Source organism: Spirosoma harenae (genome assembly GCF_054776975.1).
Window position 1 is genome coordinate 135,904 of sequence record NZ_BAAHBD010000011.1, and the last position, 24,903, is coordinate 160,806.

Below are 24,903 nucleotides of genomic sequence, written 5' to 3' on the forward strand. Positions count from 1 at the left end.
ACTGAATTTACAGTTATCAACGATTTCAAATATACGAATCAAACCAAAATGTCCAAGAAGGAATTTTGTAAAAAAGAGAAACTACAGGAAGTCGCTGCCGAAAATTATTAATCGGTCTTTGATTCAGTGTATCGAGAGGTTTTCTATAGTCAATTCCGCTACTCTTCGTTTTGGCCTGCCGACGCAGGAAGGACCTCAAAGCATCCAACCTGGTTAGTTGGGAAACCTTAAGATGCTTCCTGCGTCAGCAGGCCAAAAATGGGTACTACTCCTCCTTTAAAATCTTCCGATTCGCTGTTCCGTTGGCTGTTTGTACTTGTAGAAAATAGAGTCCTTTGGGCAAATGACTTACATCAAATGTTGTAGAATGCTGACGAGCCCGAACAGTCGGCTGCGATACTACTGCACCTGATAGGGCACGGATAGACAGCGTTTCAATTGCTTCGGTTGCAGGTAATTCAACCGTTAGCGTTTTGCTGACAGGATTCGGATAGACCGATAAAGCATCAGACCATAGGGGTTCATCGCCTAAAACGGCCAGCACATTAAATGTTCGTTCTACAAGGGTGGCTGCAGCAAATTGATCATTACCATTTTGGATGGCTTGCACCGTTACACTACCTATACCATTAAATTTCAGTGTCGTCCCATTCAAGCTAGCCGGGCCGCTTTTCACCAGAAAACCAACCGCGAGATTCGACGATGACGTTGCTTTCAGTAGTAAATCACCCTGATTGATATAGCGGTCTGAGATGGCGTCAAATGTAATCGTTTGGGCTGTTTTTGCCGGCGCTGTTCGTGTACCCTGCGTGTACCAAACGGGCCATTTTCGTCCAGAATATAACAGACTGGCATTACCGGAAGGACTGATTTTATCGGCATTCAGGTTAATGACCCGTACGCTTGGATTGGCATCTGTTCCTGTCATAAACACCAGCCTATTATCCAGTCGGGAATAGCTGGGGAAGCCCAGATTATTGTTGTCATAAATAATATTCCCTTTGCCTGTGCTTAAATCGATGGCGACAACCTGATACGTATTGCTGTTTTCGTTGAGGTAATCGAAGGCCAGGACGTCCGGTGAGTTTTTCGAGAAGGCAGGATTCCCAATACTTTCGCCCTCGTCCAGATTTGAGAAAATTTTCTCGATTTCCCCCTTCGCGAAATCGCCGGTCGCATTGCTCCAGACATTCATGAATCCAACATCCCAATAGTCAATATCTGACCCATCGCTGCTTTTGAGTGCATTGTAAGCGTCGTAGACAATATTTTCGCCGGCAAAATCCCACTCGAAGGAATCGGCAAATTGTACATCGCCAGTTTGAATACCCTCTGCTGTCGTGGGATTGTAGAGTTCAAACTGCGCCCATTTCTTTTTGGCATAGCTGTATACATAAATGGAACCATCTCGATCTGCGGTGAGAGCCGCTAGTTTGGTACCGTCTCTGGAAATGGCTACGTTATCCCAAATTGTTTCATCAGAAATGACCGTTTCGGTTGGCGTACCCGTCAGGTTTACAGCGCGAATTTTCTTATCGGTCGTTACATAATAGGCGTACGTACCATCGTCGGTCACGCTCGGCCGGTGCTTTAAACCAAGCGCTGATTTCTGATCGAATCGTGCCGATGAAGCGCCTACGGTTGTAGAGTAAAGTCGGGAAGTTGTGGCATCACTCACCAGCAGAAAATCCTGCCCCGCAACAACCGGCACATCGGGTTGCTTACCTGGCGTAGTTGTTATACTTTCCGTAATTCCTACGGCATCGAAGGCGCTTTTAGCAGCCGCCACTTCCGAACCCGATGCACCATATAAATCACCAGTTGCTTTAATGACCGCCAAGCGTAAATCCAGAAACTGAGAAGTCCGCACGAGGTAGTTCGTTAGCGCTCGGTAATAGACTTTCTCAGCTTTGTCTTTGCCGACAACCGTGGCAAACTTATAGAAGGCAAAATTAGGAATACCACTATTGGCATGTACTCCGCCATTGTCTTCCGTAGTGGTTTCATACTGCGACATCGTTGCTGGCTGATACCCGCGTGGGTCTTTCGCTTTACCACCCTGATTTGGGTTCGATAGATCACGTACGGCCCCTGATGGGAATACCGAAAGGGTAGCAATGTCTTCGCCCATTTTCCAGTCGTCGCGGTCGATCATCGTGCCAAATATGTCGGCCATCGATTCATTAATAGCTCCAGACTGGCTTTTATACTGCAAATTGGCTGTGTTCTGGATAACACCATGAGTCATTTCGTGACCGGCCACATCGAGCGCACCAGCTAATGGTTTTAGTAGTTTCCCATTACCATAAGCCATCACTTTGCCGTTCCAGTAAGCATTGTCCATTGCTTTACCCTCATCGTCGGGCATATTCACAATCGACACGATGGTTTCGCCCGTGTTGCTGAGCGCGTTACGCTGGAACGTATTCAGGTAATATTCGTAGGCAATCCCGGCATTATAATGGGCCGAAACAGCCGTCGCATTCCAGTTCGTATTATTGGTTGATGTGATCTGGTAAATTTCCTGTTTATCACCAAACGTATTTCGGGCGTCAATCGTCCAGAGGGCACCAACCGGATTGTCGGGCATTTTAGACGTAGCGGCTTTAAACATCGCCCGCGATGCGTCGATCAGGTAATAGGCATTATTGCTTTGCTGATAGGTCTGAAATGAGCGTGTTACGCCGTTCAGATCTTTAGCCGTCGCTTTAATTGGCCCAACAAACGAACAGGTATGGTTATACTTATCCAGAACCTCACCCGTTTGCGCATCCAGCACATACTCCCAGCGTTCGAGCATATTCGGCCGAACCGTTAACGCATACGCCAGTTTCGACACGCCTTCCGACGTTGTAAAAATGCATAAATCGCCTTCTGAAGATTTCAATTTCAGGATATTATCGCCAAACGAACGAACAGTCGTTGTTTTCCGAATGTCTGTCAGCGCCATGTCCGATGCGGCTGAAAGCGTCAGTTTAGGGGTTGTGGCAAGACCCTCTGGAACGGGTTGATACCGCCCATTTAGCAAGGTAACTTCACCATCGGTCAGGTGGGCTACAAGCTCCGAACCCAAAACAGGAATACCCCGAAAGGTTTGCGCCATTCGAACGTGCGTCTGGCCCAGTTCGTCGGTTTCGGTACGGGAAATCGTGAAATTATCTTCGGGTTTATCGAGTTTAAGAATTCCTTTGACTTGCCCTATAAACTGAAAAATGGTCGATGCAGCCGCAGCTGCCGAAACGCGCGCACCACTCGTTTTGGCCAAAGTCGTTGCCGTTTTCGACACACTTCGTTCGATAAAAACGGGCAAATTTGTCGATGAATCCCGAACAACCCGCAATCGCAAGGGCGCTAAAGAAAGTTTCGCATTCCTTGCTCCCAACAGCGACCGGCCCGTTTTATCTGTTGGAAGTGGCATCACTACTGCTCCCAATCGTTCGGCGACCCTTGATGTGGGCGCCTGCGTTTTCATTTTGCGGCCAAATCCGGTATTGGGTTGTTGCGCCAATGCAGCCCCGGTGGTCAGGATTGCCAGGGAGAGTAGATATGCTTTCATAAGGGTGAGAATCTAGGGTTAAGCTTTATTTCAATCGTAGTGAAGCGGGAATCATAGCCATAAAAGCATTATAGACCTTCGGGTAATTAGCCGGGACTGTTTTCCCGGCAGCACCCCAGGTAACTTTATAAGCTAGCTTGCCTTTTCGCCACTGCACAAACTTGTAGGTATTACCCGGTTCGTCGAATTTGGTGGTTTTGATTTTACAGCTGGTTTCTACGCTCGAGAATACGCGCTTTGTATTTGCTGCCGTCTGCTGGCCAATAAACGTAAACGTTGTATCGCGGGATCGTCGCCCAAACAGTTTTCCATTTTCTAGTAAATAATAGGTTGTCGAAGCACCCGTAAATCCGCCCCCACTCCCGATCATAATCTGCCGACCCGCATACAAAGCTGGCGTAACAACCAAATTCTTTTTCCGTAGCTGAGGCATTTTATCACCTGCCGCCCGAACGTCCTGCGTTTGAGCAAGAAGTAAATTGGCCGAAAACAAAAAGAAGATTAGGAATAGACGGATCATAACGTCTGTACTTTTAAAAAGGTGGAAAACTAAGCGTGTAGTGGAACAAAGGTATTGTCCTCAATGAGGCTCGGCAATACTACATTTGTATGATTTGTAGAAAATTGAGGTTGAGACGGTATATTTAGGTTATCTACGGTGGAGTGGGTTGCCCGTACGTTATCTGCGAGTACTTTACTACTTTCCCGCCTTTGAGCTTTACTACTAAAAGGTTATCAAAATCGCCGGATTCAATTCTGGTCATCGTGGGTTGAGCGCCCAGCCCTTTGGCAATTTCCAGAATGGTGTTGCTATGACCGACCACCAGCACCGTTTTATTCTGGATTCGTTTCACCCGGCTTACAATCGCATCATTCGGTCTTGCCGGATAATCCACTAACTGAATGCCTAATCGCTGGGCAAGTGGCTGGGCTGTCTGGCGAGTTCGCCGGTAAGGCGTTGTAAAGATGGAATCAATGGATTTATTGCCCAACACATCAGCCAGAGCGGCCGCTCGTGCATAACCTACATCTGTCAAATTGGTCGTATCCGATTCATTTACCTTTTCGGCATGACGAACAATATATACCGTTGTAGTTGAGCATGAAGCCAACCCTAAAAAACTCATTACGAATAGAGTATACAATAGACGCATAGGTACGATACAGTTTGGGTGAGCAATGATACGAAAAAGCCCCCGGCTATACACCGGGGGCCTAAGACGACTTCGTAAGTGGTCAGGAACTACAATTCCCGAATCCAGATGTTCCGGAAGCCAACGGGATTGTTATGATCCTGCAACAGAATTGGGCCAGCACCGTGAGCCTGTACTTTCGGATAACCGATGTATTCGGTCGTTCCGCGAATAGCTACGTGATTCTGAACCAATACGCCGTTTAGCAGAACCGTTACATAAGCGTATTCGGTCATCAAACCCGCTTTGTTGAATTTTGGTGCTTGATAAATGACATCATAGGTTTGCCATTCACCAGGTTTTCGGCTGGGGTTCGCCAGTGGAATTGCCTGCTTGTAAATCGAACCAACCATACCATTTACATAAGTTGGGTTATTGTAGTTGTCAAGCACCTGCAGCTCATAACGTCCCTGAAGGAAGATCCCGCTATTACCCCGTCCCTGACTCGTACCTTCTACTTTTTCGGGCGACTTAAACTCGACATGCAACTGAAAATCAGTAAACTCCTTCTTCGAACGGGCTGAAAACCCTTTGGTCGAATACATCGCTCCATTTTCTACAGGCCATTTTAACGGACCTTCGTTGACTTTTTCCCAGTTAGCAGGAGAATACCCTTTAATAGCTACCCATTCATCGGTGTTTTTACCATCAAACAACACAATAGCATCCGATGGAGCGGAGGTACCTGTAGCATTGGCCGACGTGTTTCCGGGAGTAACTACTGGAGGAACGGGCTCCCAGATTTCGGTTGATTGAGGGTTTTGTTTGGCTGGCTCCGTTTGAGCCATAGTCTGATTTGCCACAAGGAGGCTAACTACAGCGACACAGGCAGCAAACGAAAACTGTACGTTTTTCATGGAAAATGATTCGAGTTAATGGATTCGTCCGTTAAACGGTCAAAGATAAGTCTAACTGTTAATTCGCAGTCTTTTAGCCGGAAAAAATGTAACTTTCGCCTTCCAAATTATATGGTATACCGCATGATGAATCCTCTTCTTTCAACTCGTTTCCGTGGGCTGCTGAGTATCGGCTATGCTGCTGGCATCGGTCTGTCACTGGCTCAGCCAGCTCCTGCACCGGGTATTGCGCTTCCACTCAACGACTTGAGTGCATTTGTATCGCCCACGCCAAACTGGCGTATTGTTGGCAGCGTTCGGGCCGACCTCGCCAAAGAGAACTTGCTTATTACAGATAAAGGCACTGGAATTTTAGCCAATATTCCGTTAGCCAAAGCGCCAGCCGATCCAAAAAATCCGTATAAATATGATCTGTTTACCGCCATGCAGCACGGTGATGTCGATCTGGAACTGGATTATATGATGGCTGTCAAATCGAATTCGGGCGTATACCTACAAGGTCGCTACGAAATACAATTGCGCGACAGCTGGGATATTCGTACGCCCAACGTGCACGACAATGGTGGTGTTTACGAGCGCTGGGATGAAAAACGGCCAGACGGTCAAAAAGGCTACGAAGGGCATGCCGCTCGTCAGAATGCGAGTCGGGCTCCCGGTTTGTGGCAGCACATAAAGATTTCGTTTCAGGCGCCCCGTTTTAACGCAAATGGACAGAAAACAGAAAACGCCCGCGTACTTCGGGTAGAGTTAAACGGCGTAATGATTCAGGAAAATGTTGAACTGACTGGCCCCACGCGAGGCTCTGCATTTGACGACGAAAAAGCGACGGGACCACTCCGTTTTCAGGGAGATCACGGTGCTGTCGCCATCCGCAACATTCGGTATGTTACGTTCGATAAACCTCGCCCCGAACTGGTTAATTTGACCTATGCCGTCTACAAAGGCAAGTTTCAAAAAGAGCCTGAGTATGACAAAACAGCTCCAGAATCTGAAGGCGCTACGAAAGTGGTAACGACTGCGGTGAGCCGCATTCCGAATGAGTTTTTGATTCGGTATAAAGGCACGCTACGGGTTGCTGAACCCGGCGAGTATCGCTTTAATTTGGGCGTACCCGGTGGCGGTGGTATTATGCGCATTAATAACCAGGAAGTTATTGCGCCGAGAGAATGGAATGCAAACGGAAAAGTGACCTTGCCCAAAGGCGATATGCCGTTTGAATTGATCTATGCCAAATTTGTCGATTGGGCACAACCGAATATCGGATTAGCCGTAGCAGGCCCCGGTATTCGCGAGTTTGTGATTAGTGAAGGTGCTGGCAGTACGGGCGAAGAAACCGATCCAATTATGGTAGATGCGTCGACCAATACGCTTCTGCGCAGCTTCATGGATATGCCGGGCGAAAAAAATACGCAGGGCCGTATGCTTCGGGTGACGCACGCAATTTCAGTCGGCAGTCCCGAGCAGGTTCACTATACGTATGATTTAGACAAAGGTGCTATTGTTCAGGTTTGGCGCGGACAGTTTTTGGATACGACACCCATGTGGCACGAACGGGGTGATGGTTCGTCTCGCCCGATGGGTATGGTGCAGCGATTAGGCGCTCCTATGCTGTTTTTGAGCAAATTAGCGTCTCCACAAACCAACTGGATTGCCGATACAACCGGTTCGGGCTATCGTCCAAAAGGCTACGTACTTGATGATAGTGACCGTCCGACGTTCCGCTACCAGAGTTATGGAGCCTCAGTTGAGGATAAGATTCGGGTGCTGCCTGAAGGAAAAGGCGTTCAGCGGGAAGTAACGATTACGAATCCAGCGAGCGATCTCTACGCCCGGCTCATTAGCGGTGCGAGCATCAGTGCGCTGGAAAACGGCATGTACCTGGTTGATGGTTCAGAATATGTCAAAATTGATGATGTAGCTGGTGCCAAACCAACGATTCGGGAATCGAATGGGCGGCAGGAATTAATCGTGCCTGTGAAAGGAAAAGTAGTTTACTCGATCTTATTTTAACCAATGAAACATATACTAACTACTCTCCTTTTCGGGGCCAGCGTGATGATGGCTCGGGCGCAGGAATCGCCAAAGGAGGAAGATTTCTTTAAAATATTGAAAGTGACTGCCCCAGAAGGTACGCTGCTCGAAGTGGGTGGCCTAACCACGTTACCAGATGGCAGTCTGGGTGTAGCAACCCGCCGGGGTGATGTCTGGATTGTGGAAAACCCAACCAGCCGCAAACCGTTTTTCCGGAAGTTCGCGTCGGGTCTGCACGAGATTTTGGGATTGACTTTTAAAGATGGGGCTCTCTATTGCGCGCAACGCGGTGAATTGACTAAACTAATCGATTCTAATAAAGATGGTAAGGCCGATGTATTCGAAACGGTTTATGCCTGGCCTTTATCGGGTCATTATCACGAATACAGCTTCGGACCGAAAATTGCTCCAGACGGTCAGTTTTTCGTAACGGGTAACGTTGCGTTTGGTGATGAAGAATGGTGGCGCGGAGAAAGCCGTGTCCCCTGGCGTGGCTGGACCATGAAAATCAACGAAGCGGGTACCATGCAGCCCTGGGCAACCGGCATGCGCTCTCCTTGCGGACTTGGCATTTTCGATGGTGAACTTTTCTACGCTGATAATCAGGGCGATTGGATGGGTTCGGGCGGTATCGTTCACGTCAAGAAAGGCGTATTCGTTGGTCACCCGGCCGGCTTACGCTGGACAGGCATGGCTAATTCGCCTGTGAAACTCACTACTGAGCAATTCGATGCAAAAGTTGATGAGCGCAAACGTCGGGATGAAAACGGCCGGGCTATCAAACCTGAAAACGTTGTAGCTGAAACGCCAAATCTGCTCTATCAGATGAAAGAGCAATTCCCAGGTGTCGATATTCAAACGCCCGCCGTTTGGTTGCCACACGGTATTCTGGGCATCTCGAACTCCGAAATCCTGGAAATTCCAGACGGCGCATTTGGCCCATTTTCAGGGCAATTGCTGGTTGGCGATCAGGGCATGAGCAAAATCTCGCGCGTGTTCATGGAGAAAGTCAACGGCGAATATCAGGGTGGAGCGATTGAATTCCGGAATGGCTTCCGATCGGGTGTACTGCGGATGGCGTTTGCGAAAGATGGTTCTTTGTTCGTCGGTGAAACAAACCGGGGTTGGGGCTCGGCTGGCGAAGCGAACGAAGGTTTACAACGTTTAGCCTGGAATGGTGCGATGCCATTTGAAATGCGGACCGTAAAAGCTATGCCAGACGGATTCGAAGTAGAATTCACAAAACCCGTTGATCGTAAATCAGCAGAAGATTTGGCTTCGTATCGAGTTGAAAGCTTTATCTACAAATATCATCCGGTATACGGCAGCCCGACCATCAATAAAGAAGCGCTGCCCATTAAAGGCGTGAAAGTATCAGCCGATGGCTTGAAAGCCCGACTAATTGTTGGCGACCTTCGTCGGTATTACATTCACCAATTGACGCTCGATGGCGTTCGGGGAACAGAAGGTTCATACTCGCTCGTCCATCCAATTGCGTATTACACGCTGAACAACATTCCAAACGGCGATAAGCTGGCGATGAGCGAGGTGAGCACGAAAAACTCAGCGACGGCGACAACTGCACCTGCTTCTGCTACCGCATCGACTGCCGCTCCCAAAGCTGCACCAGGTAAAGCTGGCGCTAAAGCAACTACGGGTGGAAAACCTAAATTGGTGGAAGGGCAGGCGGTAACGATGGCAAAAGCACCAACCTATGAAGAAGTAAAAGGACTGCTAACTCGTCATACCTGCGCAGCTTGCCACCAGGCTAACAAACGGCAGGTTGGACCTGCTTTCGCGGAAGTTGCTAAACGCAAATACACCAACGATCAGATTGTAGAGTTGATCTATAATCCCAAGCCACAACACTGGCCCGACTATTCGACCGAAATGCCGCCAATGCCGCAGGTTCCAAAAGCTGATGCGCTGAAAATTGCCGCCTGGATCAATTCGTTAGCTCCAGCAAATTCTACGACCAGCGAACCGAAGCCATAAATGCGTGTAGCCATTTTATTCCTCAAAAACGCCCTCCCAGATTCAACTCGGGAGGGCGTTTTTTTATAGATTTCTTTACGGTCTCTGATGGATATTTTTCATTCATTCTATGAAATAATAGACCGTTTCTACGAAAATCGACCGAAAACTAAAGTTAATATCAGATTAGATTATCCGTAATAAATTAGGCACGTAAACTTCCTCTACCGTAACAATGCAATCTACTCTCAACTCTGCCAATCAGCCGGCAAGTAACCCTCGTCCTCTTAAGGATAAAGGGTTATTATTTACCTCCAAACGCGTTTGTCCAAGTTGCCAAAATGGCCACGGTTTGGAACGTGTTCCTCGACCTTTTTGGCTTAAATACCTCCTGTTTTTTGTCCCTGCCCGTATTTATTATTGTTACCACTGCGAACGCAATTTCGTTCTTTTAGGCTAGTGCGTTCTGCCGCCGTAATTTGCTAAAAGATTCATTGCACTTTGATAGATAAACTGCCATAGCGGTCAGACTGGTCTACTCCCCAATTCGATAAAGAGTTGGGGAGTTTTTTCTTCCATTAAACAGAGTCTAAAACCACCAGTTTTGCGACCATCTCCACCGCTTTTAAAGCCAGGTCTACCTTCAATACAGTCTCTCCAATAGCCGCTTCCGGGCTGTAGTAGTTTTGATTCGTCAACGGGAAATAAGCACAGAACGACTGCTCTTCTCAACGACTCAGGCGACTGAATTACTTTCAAAACAGCATCCAACTTTCATTTACAACATATTCTCTTTTCAAACATGAAAACGTTACAAGTAGCCGCAATCCTAGCTTTTTCTTCTATCATTGGTTTAAGTTCCTGCAGCAAAAAATCGGACGATGTGATGCCTGCTCAAACTCAAACCGGCACCACAACAGGCTCTACAACGGCTCAAACTACGCCGACTCAATCGACGACACAGGCAACAACGGGCTTCTTTACAAAAATCGATGGCAAGGAGTATCGCCCTGATTTTGTCTATGCTAAAGCTGTAGTTCCTGGTAATGATGGGTATTATGGAATCTATGGCCTTGACTCAAAAACCGGCGATGTCGTGATGATTGCTCTTCCTTATTCCGCACTGGTTGGCACGCATAAATTAAGCTACGCGAACTTCGGTGCTTATTCGCTGGGCAACGGTACGAACTCTTTCTCAACTCGATATGAGCCAGGTGAAGGCACCGTTACGATAACGAATATGACCACGACCACAGTAGAAGGCACGTTCTCTTTCACGGCCTATAGCGATAAAGGAGTAAAACTTACCATCACAGAAGGGAAGTTCAGCGTACCCTTCAAATAATCCGCTTTATCCACAAAACGAACCAAACAGGTTTGAGATTTATGGATGGTCAGCTTTGCGAAGAGCTGGCCATTTTTCTATTATAAATGATCGAACCCGACGGATTATGCTTATTTTTAGGACTTTCCAACTCTAAAGGAATTACGATATGAAACGATTACTCTTCATCACCTGCCTGCTTAGCCCATTTATGAGCTGGGCTCAAGGCAATACTTACACGATAAATGGGAAACTGACTGGTACAAAAGCACCCGCCAAAGCCTATATCCGCTACCGCGTAGGAACCGATATAAAAATGGATTCTGCTCAGATTCAGGATGGCACTTTTTCGTTTAAAGGAACCATTAGCGATCCGACATCAGCCGGGCTATTCGTCGATAAAAAAGGAACGGGATTTACAAACACACGCCCCATCCCATACGTCAATTTATATCTGGAACCTGGTACGATCACCGTTACGAGCGCCGACTCAATTCAGAACGCGGTTATCGGCGGAACGCCGTTGAACGTTGATAATCAGAAGCTAACCGGGATGCTTAAGTCAACCAGCGATAAAATGGCGCTGTTGATGAAAGAATATCGGGCGGCTACTCCTGAGCAGAAAAAATCGAAAGAGTTTGAAGCTGGCTTCGACAAACGATACGAAGCCATTGCCGACGATCAGAAGAAAGTTCGGGCGCAGTTTATTAAAGAAAACCCAGCTTCGCTAGTCAGTCTGTATGCGCTTCAGCAATACGATTATACACCTAAGTATGAGGAAGTCGGACCCTTGTTTGATGGGTTATCAGCATCGCTGAAAAACAGTAAAATGGGTAAAGAATATGCTACACTGCTGGCTGGAGTGAAAGCGACTTCAATCGGTGCAATGGCTCCCGAATTCACCCAGGCCGATACACTAGGAAAAGCTGTTTCGCTCAACAGTTTCCGGGGTAAATATGTATTGATCGATTTCTGGGCGAGCTGGTGCGGTCCCTGTCGGGCTGAGAATCCAAACGTGGTGAAGAATTTTCATCAATACAAAGACAAAAATTTCACCGTTCTGGGTGTTTCGCTCGACCGTCCTAATGCAAAAGAAGCCTGGATGAAAGCCATTCACAAAGACGAGCTGACCTGGACGCACGTATCAGATCTGAAATTCTGGGATAACGAAGTCGCCAAGCAATACGCAATCCGGTCGATTCCGCAAAACTTCCTGATTGGTCCCGACGGTAAGATTGTCGCCAAAAACATTCGCGGAGAAGAACTGGGCAAAAAGCTGGAAGAAATTCTGGTAGCAAAACCCTGATGATCAATCAATTTCATTGTATTTCTAAGCCCGCAACGTTCGCAAAATGTTGCGGGTACTTTTTTTACATCCTATGACTTCACCCACCGAAACCGTTATCAGCCCTGCTATACAGGAAAAATTCGAACACCTCTGGCATCTGGTTGGCAATACGCCGATGCTGGAGCTTTTCTATACGTATAAAGGACAGCCCCGATCACTTTACGTGAAGTGCGAGCACTATAACCTGACGGGTAGCATGAAAGATCGAATGGCGCTTCACGTGCTTCATCAGGCGTATCGGCAAGGTCATATTAAACCCGGCGATCGTATTGTAGAAGCAACCAGTGGAAGCTCGGGTATTGCGTTTTCGGCGGTAGGTCGGGCGTTGGGTCATCCCGTTACGATTATTATGCCAGCGGGTATCAGCCAGGAACGTATCGACATTATCCGCAGCTTAGGTGCTGACATTATTTTGTTTACGAAAGAAGAAGGTGGTTTTTTGGGCGCTATCCGACGTTCGGAAGAAATGGCCGCGGCTGATCCCCACGTTTTTCTTCCCCGACAATTTGCCAATCAATACAACGCCGAAGCCCATCGTTTAACGACCGGCAAAGAAATCTGGCTTCAGCTTCAGGGCGTCGACATTACACCCGACGCGTTTGTGGCAGGAGTCGGTACGGGCGGCACAGTTATGGGTGTTGGCCGATATCTGAAATCCCGCAAACCGGATATTCGCATTCACCCACTCGAACCGGCCGAATCGCCTACGTTGTCGGTTGGCTACAAAACAGGTTCGCATCGGATTCAGGGATTTTTCGATGAGTTTATCCCCGACATTCTGAAACTGGATGAACTGGACCGTGTCGTACAGGCGAATGATGGTGATTCGATTCTGGTTGCGCAGAAATTAGCGGTGCAATTAGGCGTAGCTGTTGGAATTTCGTCGGGTGCCAACCTGATTGGCGCGATCAATCTTCAGACAGAAATGGGCACTGATGCCCGCGTCGTAACCATCCTTTGCGATAGCAATAAAAAGTATCTGAGTACGGATTTAGTAAAAGAAGAGCCGATCAAACCAGGCTACGTAGCACCCGATATTGACTTTACCGATTACCGCCCAATCAGTCGATTGTTGGTAGGTCGACCAGGTGTTTTCTGATCATTATCTGACATTGAGATCAATAAAAAAACCGTCTCTGATCTGCCAGAGACGGTTTTATTGACTACTAAGTTTGTGATTCAATTAGTTGATAGCAACCATACGACTTGGTGTTGTTGGTTGCTGTGTAGCGATGGTTACGGTGTGCTTGGTAACTTCAGTTCCGTTCGTAATTTCTACCTGATAAACGCCATCCGGTAATTCACTTACGTTTAACCGCTTACGGTATTCGCTTTGATTCTTCGACAGACGGTAATTGTATAAAACATCTCCATTGGCATTCACCAGCCGAACATCGACGATTCCTCCTTTTTGCTTATCAAGTGCCACACTGATTTGCCCACTTTTCGTCGTGTAAACGGCTGATTGATAAGAAGCCGCAGCGGCTGGGCGAGTAATTGGTTTGGCTTCACTGAACGAAGCAACTGATGTAATAATACCCATCGACAGGGCAAGAGCGAAAGTTTTAGCGAGCGTTTTCATTGTATGTTGTTGTTTGTTTAGTTCTAAGCAGGTCGGGCTTTCTTTCCCGTTTTGTTGTACCAAAGTTATATGCAGTAGATGGTACTATGTATTACAAACTACTGGAACGGCAAAGAGCTAGGATGAGTGGTCAGAAAGTAAGGACGACTGATTTATCTTGGCTGGAAAAACAGCATTTCAATAACTACACCTAGCCCAACACCCAGGCTGTAACAAAGCAAATCGCTCCATACGAATGTAAAACCCAGTATTAATCCGCCTAAAGTAGTAGCCCGCAAGCTGTCGATCCAGGGCGCATGGTACAACTGGCTTATCTCGATACCAACCGAAAATGCCAGAGCGATTGCCGCGACTGCCCTGGTTGACCATCGGCGAAAGATGAAAGCGAAGCCTAGGAAAATCATCAATGCCCACAGCACATCACCTACATACAGCCTACTAAATGAGTAATCACCGAAGTAGCGTCTGGAAGCAAAGCCAATTGCCAGAACACTCAGTGTCAGTGTTCCGTAAACGACTCGGTTTCTAGTCACCGATGGTTTGGACATTACACGTCTGATTAGTTAGCTGATTTATCGGGCACACGCTGTAAATCGAGGTCCTGAAAATCGAAACTGAAATCGGTTAATGGGGAGATCGGTTTCATTTTTATAGAAACCGGTTTCATTGTTTCGTCGGTCTGGAACGTGACGTAGGCATCAGCGTCAAGGCTTCGGTTCAGCCATTTTACGATGAACGTACTGTTTTTGTAGAAGAATAGTTCGCCCGTCAGCTTTGGAGAGCGTAAGGAATGAAACCACATTTTACCATTTTTTGTGCTGATCAGTACGTCACCAAACCAATTGTCGCGATACGTACCCATGTATGCCGAAAAATCCGTTTTTGCACCAGCCTTCTGCTCTTTCTCAATGCTATCCCAGATATTTTTGGTGATTTTACCCGCGTCATCCTGCCCTTTTTTCACCCGTTCGCTAAGCGTCTTTACCCAATCGGACGGAGGTATGCCCAGATAGCTATCTTTGATAGTATTTGAAATAGCGGTAAAGGCAGCGCCCATTTGCTGATTCGTGAAAACGATAATGCCCAGCTGAAGTTCGGGAAACAACATCACCTGCGTCACCATACCCGCCAGGCCACCTGTGTGCGTCACCTGTTTATAGCCTTTTACATCACTAAGTCCCCAACCCAGTCCGTAAGCCGAAAAATGCGTGTTGTAAGGCGGAATCGGTGTCGGATTTACTGGCAAGATCGTCTGTGGAGCCCACATATCGTTGTGTACTTTCTCGCTGAATAACTGCTGATTAGCACCATATTTTCCGTTATTCAACTGCATAATTACCCACTTACTCATGTCAGCCACGCTGGAGTTGATACCACCTGCCGAATTACCGAACCGAAACATATCCCGGCTGATTACCTGCACTTTACCATTAACCGGTGCGTGTGCATCGATCACATTGACTTTATCCGTAAGTCGGCTGTAGGTCCCAGCACTGCGCGTCATATCAAGCGGTTTCATGATCCGATCCTCTACGAATACTTCCCAGCTTTTTCCACTAACCCGTTCAATGACCTCGCCCGCCACCATATACAACAGATTGTCATAATCATACTTCGTGCGAAATCCCGAAACAGGTTTCAGGTAACGCAGATTATGAATCACATCTTTCATGGTAAAATTGCTCGAATCGGGCCAAAACATCAGATCGCCCGCGCCCAGACCAAGACCGCTTCGGTGGGTAAGCAAATCGCGAATGGTAAACTCTTCGGTAACGTAACCATTATACATTCGAAATTCAGGGATGTAATCAATGACTTTATCGTCCCATTTCAATTTCCCTTCATCGATCAAAATACCCAACGCAGCCGAAGTGAACGCTTTACTGTTCGAGGCAATGCCAAACAGTGTGTTTTCATCTACTTTCTCGCGGGTTCTCAGCGACCGTACGCCATAGCCTTTTGAATGAATTACTTTTCCATCCTTCACCACCGCCACAGCAATGCCCGGCACATCGAAAGTCGTAAGCGTGCGCTGAACCAGCTCATCAATTTGTGCTGACGATATTGGTTGAGCGGTAGCCCATTTAAAATTCAGGAGAAATAGCGAAGTGAGGAAAAGTAGCGTTCTGAGTTTCATAGATTGGTTGTATTTATGGAAGGTCTTACGTTATTGTTTAAGCTTGGCCCGGACTCGTTTTTCAACAAATTTGTCCAATCCCCATTCCTGAGTCACATCACGACCGCTTTTGTCGATCGCCTTCTTAAAGCCATAAAAATAGAGCGTATCCCCTTCCAATTTCCACTCCTGCCAGTCAGACGAGCCGACGTAGATCGTATCGGAATAATATAGAAACGTTTCTTTATACTGGTTTCCTTTTGTCGAATAGGTACCGGCTCCGGCATTATAAAAGCTACCGTCGGGTTTGTACATCAGGTAACTAAAAAACCCGTCGTGAAAAATCTTAAACTGTTGGGGACGCAATTTAGGCACGACGATTTTTCCTTCTACCCGGTTCTCCACTAGCTCCCAACTACCGTCCAGTGACGATGTACTGGCCTTTTCCTGCTGTGCAGATTGATCCGATTGAGAACAAGCCAAACAAAGAACAAACAAACTGATAATGAATAACTTTCCCATGATTCGTTCGTTATTTCGATCCAAGCTACAACCAACTCACCTATTTAGCAAAACCATAAAAATAGACTATGTGCTGTCACCATAAAGTGGTTCACATTCTACCAAAACCCAGTCTTAAGTGATATCCATTCCTGACCCGAAATCAACTGATAATATGTATAATGAAAAGTGGCCATTCTAACGAGTTAAAATGGCCACTTTCAACTAAAGTTGACTAGCGTTTATCCCACCATACCTTACTCAGATACGTATCACCACTGGCAAACCGCGAAACGGCGGCATCGTAATTGGGTTTGTTTAGCAGTGCTTCCTGTGTGGAATAAACCGCCCGGCGAGGAATTTGCCCGTTGGTCGATCCAGCATTCGGACCAGGAGTAAGTTTTGGATACCCCATCCGACGCCATTCAATAAAGGCTTCGTAAGAGCGCCCGAACAGTTGAATCCATTTTTGCGTACCGATTTTTTCCAGTTTCTGCTCTTTCGTCAAACCCGTAAATGACAATTCGCTATACGTAGCTGGGATGGTCGTTACGTTATATGGTGCCATCGACATAGCCGCTTTTACACCATCCTGATAGAATTTCTCGGCCTGATCGGTAGTAGCCCCCCAGCCTTCCAAGGCGGCTTCGGCTTTGTAGAAACTCACATCGGCGAAGGTCATCTGCACGCACGGAATGGGCGGATTATAGGCCTTATTGAAAAACGTAGTCTGCGAAGCCGTCGAGTAATCATCTTTGATGACATTTTTCAGCAACGCATCCGTCAACGCAACACCAATACCTTTGTAGGCTGGTTTTCCGGCTTTTACCGAATTGACAGTAGGCTGTACCAACGCTGGAAGTCGCGGGTCATTTGTGTTAACCAACTGATTCACAAACGTATCAGCCAGGTATTTCAAATCCGGACTTCCTGCCAGCCAGTGGTTTAATACTGGGTGAACGTTAGCGTTGGTCGCATCATTATAGGTTGGAATAGCTGCGTTATCGGCATTTGATTCCAGCAACGGCTGGCCCATCGCTTCGGTAACGGTTTTCTGTGCCAGCGTCGGATCGGCATAGCGAATACGCATACCTAAGCGAAGTTTCAGCGAGTTTCCGTACTTTTTCCATTTAGCAACATCTCCTTTATAATAGAAATCGGCGGTGCCATAACTAGCGTCGTTCGCATTCAATTGAGCAATAGCCGCATCGAGTGTTGTAATCAGCGATTTATAAATCGACTCCTGCGTATCGAACGCGGGTTGGTTATTTACGTTTTCGGTTCCCAGCGCCGTTTGCGAATACGGCACGTCGCCAAACAAATCGGTCAGTCGCTGCCAAAGAGCTATTTCAACGATTCGGGCGATAGCCAGTTTCGTACGCCCGCGCGGATCGCTTTCAAGCCCTTTCAGCAGCTGATTACGGATTTGCGTGATGTTTCGGATATATACGTATTGGTTGGCCCACAGGTCGGTATCTGCCTGCTGAATATACCGCGAACTCGAAATCAGGACGCCCCCAGCCCATTGCTGCACCCAGGAACCAAACTGATTGTTTGGATATTCAAATCCCTCCGAAAAAGCCGCATCACGCTGAACTTTAGACAGTACCAGACCAGGATCGATAACAGTAACAGAAGTCGGCGGGGTATTTATTTTTTCAAAATCATCGGTGCAGGCCTGCGCCATTAGCAGAACCGCAACCATATATAGAGGCTTTAGTAATTTCTTCATTGTCGATTTCTTCTTGAAATTATAATTCACAGTTGAGACTGAAACCAAAATAACGCAGTAAAGGCAACGCTGTCGATTCAAGGCCCAGCGACGAATTGTTGACGTTGAAAGCCGACGCTTCGGGAGCATATCCATCGGTCTTGCGCTGGAAATAGAATAGGTTCCGCCCATAAACGCCCGCGCGAATACCACGAAACGGCGTTTTACTTACCAATTTTGAGGGAAGGCTATAATTGAGCGTCACTTCCCGCATGATGATGTAACTGGCATCGTTCAGCATTTCTTCGGCCACTACATTGTCTTTATCCGGCGCGATTACATTCCAGTAATCCTGAGCCCGAACCTGTTTCGTATTCACTTGTCCGGTGCCAGTCCACGTACCATCGGCAGCTTTCGATCCAACAACACCATCAGCTACGTAGGTACCATCACGGCCAGGTAAGGTTTTCTTGATAGTGCCGTAAATCAATTCTTCCCGTAAACTCTGCGAATACACATTACCTCCCTGACTAATATCGACCAGACCCGAGAGTGTAATTCCTTTATATCGAAGTGCATTGTTGAACCCGCCAATCCATCGTGGCAGCGCATTCCCCATTTCATAGAGGATTTTGGCGTTCGTTTTCACGGGCAGTCCAGTAGCTGGGTCGATAATTCGGTTGCCAGCTCCGTCGCGCAGCCATTGAAAACCATTGCCCAAAATTGTCCCGAACGGTTTTCCGGGTGTCGCAATTACCTGCACACCCCGGTCGCTGCCCAGAATATACGTTGGCACACCTTCAGCCAACGATACTACTTCGTTGCGGTTTTGCGAGTAATTGAATGTAGCATCCCATGAGAAACCAGAAAGCGTTTTCACCACCGTTCCGGTCAACGACAGTTCGATACCGTGGTTGCGAATTTCACCCGCATTAATCAGTCGCGAGGTAAATGTGCTTGATGGTGGTAATGGTACGTTCAGAATCTGGTTTCTGGTGCTGGCATTATAGTAGGCGAATGTCAGACCAATACGATTCTTTAGCAGACGAGCTTCCAATCCAAATTCATTCGACGTAGTCAACTCATTTTTAAGATTCGGATCGGGAATGGTCGATGCGAATGATGCAAGCGGAATACCGCCTTGCGTGTACTGATCGAGCGAGTAGTTTCCATTCAACTGGTAGGGGCTACCTGAACTACCCGCCTGCGCCCACGACGCTCGCACTTTCAGGAAGCTCAATACCGGATTTTGCAGTCGTAAGGCATCTGTCAGAATTAAGCTTCCGCTGACAGCGGGATAAAAGAATGAATTATTCTTGGGCGAAAGCGTTGACGACCAGTCGTTTCTCGCAGAGAAATCAATGAACGCCATTTCTTTATACCCAATTGACCCCGAACCATAAACCGAGTTAATTGACGACTCGGTAAGGCCGAAAACATACGAGTTAGTTAACGTATTATTGATAACGTACAGGTTTGGTGCAATGAATTCGTTGCCCGTATTGCCCGTTGTGCGCGAAGTATAACGCTGGTGGTTGGCACCCAGATTCAGTGAGAACGAAATATCGTCCGAAATTTTAGGTGTTAGCGAGAGCAGTACGTCGCTGTTGTCTTCGCGCGTTCGTGTTACTTCTTCGTTAATATCACCGTTTTTGTTCGTCGTTACGTACGTACCTTTTTCCCGATAACGGAAACGCTGATCGGTGTAAAAATCCGTTCCTGATCTAGCCGTTAGGCGAATCCAGTCGTTGAATTGATAACTCAGTCGTAGCAAGCCAATTACCCGACGACGATCGTCGGAGTTACGTGTATGATCTCTGGTCCAATACGGGTTTGCAGTCGATGAGTTCGTTGCATAGGTTTTTTCCAGCCCTACAAAAGCTGTGGTGCCATAGCCGAGTTGTTTGGCTACGTCGTCGGCAGTCCAGGCTGAATTAGCCAGAATATCCATCGGAATACTACGAGGCTGGCTGATGAAAATATAAGCCGGGTTATCGGCCGCATCCGAAACGGTTGGGCGGTTCACACCCGCCTGGGCAATATAATTCACCTTTACATCGGCTTCCAGTTTCGATGTTACTTTAGCCATCGTTCGTAAGCTGATGTTATTACGTGTCAGCGTATTGGTCGGTACGTAGCCGTCGATTTTTGTATTGGAATAAGCCAGTCGGTAATTGACCATTTCGTTCCCACCTTCCAGGCTCAGATTATTGACCATCTGTTTTTCGGTATTGAAAAACTTCTGGAATGTGTTCGGCTGTGGCGTTAGATTCAGTACGTTACCCCATTGGTCTTCGTATTGTTGTCCATCCATATGCGGTCCCCAGCTGGCGCGCGTAAATCGATCACGGCCTCCACTCATTTTAGGAAGCCCCTGAATACCAGCAGCCTGCGCAGCCGCCCATGTATAAATCCTGCCATCGTTTCCCCGGAAATTCGTAAATGTATTGTCTAACCCCTGGCCATATTCATCCTGAAAATCAGGCAATACCAATGCATTACCCAGCGAATAATCGATACCGTATTTGACACCAATACCTTTCTTGTTTTTACCCGATTTCGTGGTAATCAGCACTACACCATTACTCCCCCGCTGACCATACAGAGCAGCTGCGTTTGGGCCTTTCAGTACCGACATCGTTTCAATATCTTCGGGATTGATATTAGAAATACCATCGCCATAATCGATTCCTCCCGTACTACCGGGCGTCTTAGGATTCTGGTTATCCATCGGAATACCGTCGATGACGTAAAGTGGCTGGCTATTTCCCACCAGTGAGTTAGATCCACGTATAATTACCCGCGACGAGCCCCCTGCCCCGTTCGCAGAACGGGTTACCTGCACACCCGCAACTTTACCAGCCAAAGCTGTAGCGAGATTGGCTTCTTTCGCGGTTGACAACTCCTGTCCATTAATTTCCTGCACCGAATAGCCCAACGAACGCTTATCGCGCTTGATACCCAGCGCCGTTACGACTACCTCGCTAAGTACGGCATTGTCTTCGGTCAACGTAACGAGCAGTTCGGTGCTGTTGCCCACGGTTACTTCCTGTCTGACAAACCCTACGCCCGAGAAAATAAGTGTAGATGATGGATCAGCGTTGAGCGAAAATTTACCCGCTACGTCTGTAACGGTACCACGGGTTGTTCCTTTTACAACCACGTTTATACCTACCAGTGGCTCCTTTTTGGCATCCAAAACCGTTCCCTGAATCAATCCCTGTGCCCACAAGAATCCTGGAATCGAAAAAGCTATTAGTGTCAGTAATAACCTTTTACATAGAAAAGACTGGAAATGTATCTGCATAATTCTTAACAATTTGTTAATGATTTATTAACATTATTTTAATATTAACCACACCAAATCTAACAAAATAATGGGCCTCAGGCAAGCAAAAATCAGTGTCTTTGCGCATATTAATTCCTAGCGTTATACAACAAAAAAGCCCTCTTTTGAGGGCTTCAAGTCATTATCAGAATTTATCTGAGGAGCTACCGTGTCAGCAACCCGGCATCGAGCACAAATTGCGAGCCAGTTATGTAGCGTGCTTTGTCAGACGCCAGATAGAGCACCATAGCAGATACATCCTCGGGTTCTACCCAGGGGACCGGCAAAAGATTCCCCGCTGACCGTTCGGCAATTTCCTGTGTGGTAGTACCTTCCAATTCGGCCAGACCATCGTTCATCGGCGTATTGACCCCTGTGGGATGAATAGAATTCACGCGAATATTATACGGCGCTAACTCTATTGCCCATGATTTCGTCAGACCTACCAGCCCCCATTTGGAAGCTGCGTAATGACTGAGCCGATTCATTCCCCGCAATCCAGCAATCGACGAATTATTAATAATGACGCCTGACTGTTGTTTCATCATTACCGGTATTATCCGACGCGCAACCAGCCAAGCCCCTTTTAGATTAATATCGAGCATGGCATCCCACTCATCTTCAGGTAGTTCGTGAGCCAGTCCATACGCGCAGATGCCTGCATTATTAAATAAAATATCAATCCGGCCAAATTTCGTCAAAGCATCGTCCACAGCCCGACTAATATCCTCATCCCGACGTACGTCACCTTGAGCCGTTAAGCACTGGCTTCCAATGGTTTCAATCGCGCGTTGCAGACCATCCAATTCACTTTCAGAACCTAATGCATAGCCCGGATAGGTAAGCGGTTTCGCTAAATCGAATGCAACAATATTCGCTCCTTCTTTCGCTAAAGCCAATGCAACAGCCCGGCCCTGCCCATGGGCGGCTCCGGTAATAAACGCTACTTTACCTTGAAAATCAGCCATTAGGATTGTGCGTGCGTTTGAGGTTGCGTTAATGGAAGATACGGGTAGAGATATTCATCAATGTTCACTTCCAGCACGTTATTGAATACGTTCGTTGCAATCATTTGACCAGCAAACGCAATCAGTATAACCAATTGATGTTCGGTGAATTGGTTGGCCATAGGCGCGTACAGATCGTCCGAAATTTCGCCTTTGTTCTGCGCGATGGCACTACCGAAATCAACCACTTTCTGTTCATGATCGGTTAATTGCAGATTTTCAGGTTGTTCGCCATTATCTATAATAATCCGGCGAAAAAAGGTTGTACACAATGGGCAATTTGACCCTTCAGAAATGGCATGTGCATACAAATAAGCCAGTCGATCACCCAACGTTTTCTTCACCTCTTCGTACAACGGATACCACTGCATATACACCTGAAAAGCCAGCAGTGAGCGGCCCAGCGTAGCTTTCATATTGGTGATACGGCTACCCGGATAATCCGTGACATGCGCATCAAAAGCAGCCTGAACATTGGGGGTTGCTTCGTCTACTAATAAAGGTTCGATTCGGGGCATATTGATCAATGGTTAATTCTGTAGCTTATTGTTTTGGCCTTCTGGCCGTAGGGAAGAAGGCCAAACATGCAACGAATTCCTCTTTAACAGATTGCTATTTAATTACCTGAATTCGTTTCAAAAACGTGTAAACATAGCAGCCCGCACAAATGCCAGCCAGAGATTCCAGTGCAGCAAATACAACGAGTATAGCCGCTACCCAAAATGAATTGATGCCAAGGTACTGTAAACTTAGAATGACAGCCGAAAATACCATGCCTACACCAGCCGCAAATCGTTTGGGAGCCTGATCGATCGGAAGAGTTGAAAAATGTAACCCCTTCACGATCGGATCACTAACTCGAGCCAACGGACTGAATTTGCTATGATCAAATGCTCGTAATCCGAAGTCAATGAGCAGCAATAGAAATAATGGCCAAAACCCCGTTAATAAATAGCCAACTGCTATCAGGAGCACCAAAAAAGCGATGGTACGCACTTTATTTTCGTTCACTTTCACCCCATCGACCGGGCAATCCAGCGTTTGTGTGCTGAATGCTGATAAAGGCGATAGTGGTGATTGGTTAATTTGCTTTTCCATAAGTTGTAGTATATTGAAGACTAACATCTTTTCAAACCTAAAAGGTCTCCAAGACCTTTTAGGTTTTTCTGTTTACAATCGGCTCAAGCGCTTGGCCGCTTCTTCCAAAATTTCGTCCTCTTTTGCGAAACAGAATCGAAGAATCTTACAATCGTTCTTCTGGTGATAAAACACCGATACGGGGATCGAAGCCACACCAATTTCCCGAGTCAATCGTATCGCTAAATCATGGTCCGATTCCTGGGTAATAGCCTCATACGAAACGGTCTGAAAAAAGCTACCTTCTGCGGGTTTGAAGGTAAAGCGAGAGTTTCGTAATCCGTCTAGAAATAAATCGCGTTTGCGCTGGTAGAAGGCGGGTAATTGCTGATACTGTTCGGGTTGTTTCAGGTAGTCAGCCAGCGCATATTGGATAGGTGTAACCGTGCTGAATGTAAGATACTGGTGTACCTTACGAAATTCAGTTGTCAGTTCTGTTGGCGCCAGACAATAGCCAATTTTCCAGCCCGTAATGTGAAACGTTTTCCCAAACGATCCAATAATAAATGTACGTTCCTTCAATTCCGGATGCGTCATCAATGAATGATGTTTCCGATTGTCGAACAGAATGTGTTCATATACTTCATCACTCATTACATAAATATCGCGTTCGCGAATAAGGCTTGCCAACTGATTTAGGTCATCTGGAGTCAGAACATGCCCGGTTGGGTTATGTGGTGTATTCACCAGAATCATTCGGGTTTTGTCCGTAATCTTCTGGCGGACAACATCCCAATCGATGCCGTAGCCAGGTGGTGACAGTGTTATGTAAATTGGTATGCCACCGTTCAATTCAATGGCTGGTACGTAACTATCATAAGCTGGCTCAAATACCAAAACTTCATCGCCGGGACGAATTACGGCGGTTATGGCGGCAAAGATGGCTTCCGTAGCGCCCGACGTTACCGTTATTTCAGTCTCAGAATTGTAGGCTACGTTATATGTATCGAGCGTTTTCTGCGCCAACGCTTCCCGAAGTGCCGGAACGCCTGTCATGGGCGCGTACTGATTGAAACCCTTCCGCATATACTGCTCAACAAGTGCGACTAATTCGGGAGAACAATCGAATCCAGGAAAGCCCTGTGATAAGTTGATGGCGCCCACATCACCCGCCAGTTTCGACATGACGGTAAAAATGGTTGTACCAACGTTCGGAAGTTTCGAGAATAGTGTAGCGCTAGTCAGCGGATTCATATATAATACGTAGTTGCCGAACGTCGCGCGGTATTTTCATTGGC

General features: G+C 47.0%; 19 protein-coding genes. 5 read left to right on the forward strand and 14 right to left on the reverse strand.

The genetic code is table 11. The annotated features are described in order from the left end of the window. Positions 1-265 precede the first annotated feature (265 nt). The 4 genes from ACYVE4_RS17325 to ACYVE4_RS17340 all read right to left on the reverse strand — a co-directional run bounded on the left by ACYVE4_RS17325 (position 266) and on the right by ACYVE4_RS17340 (position 5,606). Complete coding sequence (locus ACYVE4_RS17325) at positions 266-3,556, reverse strand: M4 family metallopeptidase (RefSeq protein ID WP_461041434.1); 3,291 nt, start codon at positions 3,554-3,556, stop codon at positions 266-268. Positions 3,557-3,581: 25 nt separating this feature from the next. Beyond that, positions 3,582-4,076, reverse strand: a complete 495-nt coding sequence (locus ACYVE4_RS17330; protein WP_461041435.1) for an FAD-binding oxidoreductase — start codon at positions 4,074-4,076, stop codon at positions 3,582-3,584. A 133-nt stretch (positions 4,077-4,209) separates the two neighbouring features. After that, the gene (locus tag ACYVE4_RS17335; RefSeq protein WP_461041436.1) at positions 4,210-4,710 is read right to left on the reverse strand and encodes a SixA phosphatase family protein; all 501 of its coding nucleotides are present in this window, start codon (positions 4,708-4,710) and stop codon (positions 4,210-4,212) included. A gap of 89 nt (positions 4,711-4,799) precedes the next feature. Beyond that, on the reverse strand, positions 4,800-5,606 hold the full coding sequence (locus ACYVE4_RS17340; RefSeq protein WP_461041437.1) for a 3-keto-disaccharide hydrolase: 807 nt from the start codon (positions 5,604-5,606) through the stop codon (positions 4,800-4,802). Positions 5,607-5,729: 123 nt separating this feature from the next. Here ACYVE4_RS17340 and ACYVE4_RS17345 point away from each other — a divergent pair, with 123 nt between their 5' ends. From ACYVE4_RS17345 to ACYVE4_RS17365, 5 genes are all read left to right on the forward strand, one after another. Further along, a complete protein-coding gene (locus ACYVE4_RS17345; RefSeq protein WP_461041438.1) occupies positions 5,730-7,616 on the forward strand; it encodes a family 16 glycoside hydrolase in 1,887 nt (628 codons plus the stop codon). A 3-nt stretch (positions 7,617-7,619) separates the two neighbouring features. Beyond that, positions 7,620-9,632, forward strand: coding sequence for a c-type cytochrome (locus ACYVE4_RS17350; protein ID WP_461041439.1), 2,013 nt, complete (start codon positions 7,620-7,622; stop codon positions 9,630-9,632). A gap of 781 nt (positions 9,633-10,413) precedes the next feature. Next, positions 10,414-10,956, forward strand: coding sequence for a DUF6252 domain-containing protein (locus ACYVE4_RS17355; RefSeq protein WP_461041440.1), 543 nt, complete (start codon positions 10,414-10,416; stop codon positions 10,954-10,956). A gap of 148 nt (positions 10,957-11,104) precedes the next feature. Further along, positions 11,105-12,241: a redoxin domain-containing protein gene (locus tag ACYVE4_RS17360; RefSeq protein ID WP_461041441.1), complete on the forward strand. Its 1,137-nt coding sequence runs from the start codon at positions 11,105-11,107 to the stop codon at positions 12,239-12,241. Positions 12,242-12,314: 73 nt separating this feature from the next. Beyond that, positions 12,315-13,382 carry a PLP-dependent cysteine synthase family protein gene (locus tag ACYVE4_RS17365; RefSeq protein ID WP_461041442.1) on the forward strand — a complete coding sequence of 356 codons (1,068 nt, stop codon included), beginning with the start codon at positions 12,315-12,317 and terminating at the stop codon, positions 13,380-13,382. Between the two features lie 84 nt (positions 13,383-13,466). Here the strand turns inward: ACYVE4_RS17365 and ACYVE4_RS17370 are convergent, their stop codons facing one another. The 10 genes from ACYVE4_RS17370 to ACYVE4_RS17415 all read right to left on the reverse strand — a co-directional run bounded on the left by ACYVE4_RS17370 (position 13,467) and on the right by ACYVE4_RS17415 (position 24,859). Beyond that, positions 13,467-13,865 (reverse strand): T9SS type A sorting domain-containing protein, encoded by a 399-nt coding sequence (locus tag ACYVE4_RS17370; protein ID WP_461041443.1) that lies wholly within the window; start codon positions 13,863-13,865, stop codon positions 13,467-13,469. A gap of 152 nt (positions 13,866-14,017) precedes the next feature. Beyond that, positions 14,018-14,413: a ribosomal maturation YjgA family protein gene (locus ACYVE4_RS17375; protein WP_461041444.1), complete on the reverse strand. Its 396-nt coding sequence runs from the start codon at positions 14,411-14,413 to the stop codon at positions 14,018-14,020. Between the two features lie 11 nt (positions 14,414-14,424). After that, entirely contained in the window at positions 14,425-16,002 is a 1,578-nt protein-coding gene (locus tag ACYVE4_RS17380; protein WP_461041445.1) for a serine hydrolase, read from the reverse strand. A 30-nt stretch (positions 16,003-16,032) separates the two neighbouring features. Next, positions 16,033-16,503 carry a hypothetical protein gene (locus tag ACYVE4_RS17385; RefSeq protein WP_461041446.1) on the reverse strand — a complete coding sequence of 157 codons (471 nt, stop codon included), beginning with the start codon at positions 16,501-16,503 and terminating at the stop codon, positions 16,033-16,035. A 214-nt stretch (positions 16,504-16,717) separates the two neighbouring features. Then, entirely contained in the window at positions 16,718-18,214 is a 1,497-nt protein-coding gene (locus ACYVE4_RS17390; RefSeq protein ID WP_461041447.1) for a SusD/RagB family nutrient-binding outer membrane lipoprotein, read from the reverse strand. Positions 18,215-18,233: 19 nt separating this feature from the next. Next, complete coding sequence (locus ACYVE4_RS17395; RefSeq protein WP_461041448.1) at positions 18,234-21,500, reverse strand: SusC/RagA family TonB-linked outer membrane protein; 3,267 nt, start codon at positions 21,498-21,500, stop codon at positions 18,234-18,236. 185 nt (positions 21,501-21,685) lie between these two features. Next, the gene (locus tag ACYVE4_RS17400; protein WP_461041449.1) at positions 21,686-22,489 is read right to left on the reverse strand and encodes a mycofactocin-coupled SDR family oxidoreductase; all 804 of its coding nucleotides are present in this window, start codon (positions 22,487-22,489) and stop codon (positions 21,686-21,688) included. Beyond that, on the reverse strand, positions 22,489-23,046 hold the full coding sequence (locus ACYVE4_RS17405) for a carboxymuconolactone decarboxylase family protein (protein ID WP_461041450.1): 558 nt from the start codon (positions 23,044-23,046) through the stop codon (positions 22,489-22,491). Before ACYVE4_RS17405 ends, ACYVE4_RS17400 begins: the two co-directional genes overlap by 1 nt. 94 nt (positions 23,047-23,140) lie before the next feature. Further along, positions 23,141-23,626, reverse strand: coding sequence for a DUF4395 domain-containing protein (locus tag ACYVE4_RS17410; protein ID WP_461041451.1), 486 nt, complete (start codon positions 23,624-23,626; stop codon positions 23,141-23,143). Positions 23,627-23,698: 72 nt separating this feature from the next. Further along, a complete protein-coding gene (locus tag ACYVE4_RS17415; RefSeq protein WP_461041452.1) occupies positions 23,699-24,859 on the reverse strand; it encodes a methionine aminotransferase in 1,161 nt (386 codons plus the stop codon). Positions 24,860-24,903 lie beyond the last annotated feature (44 nt).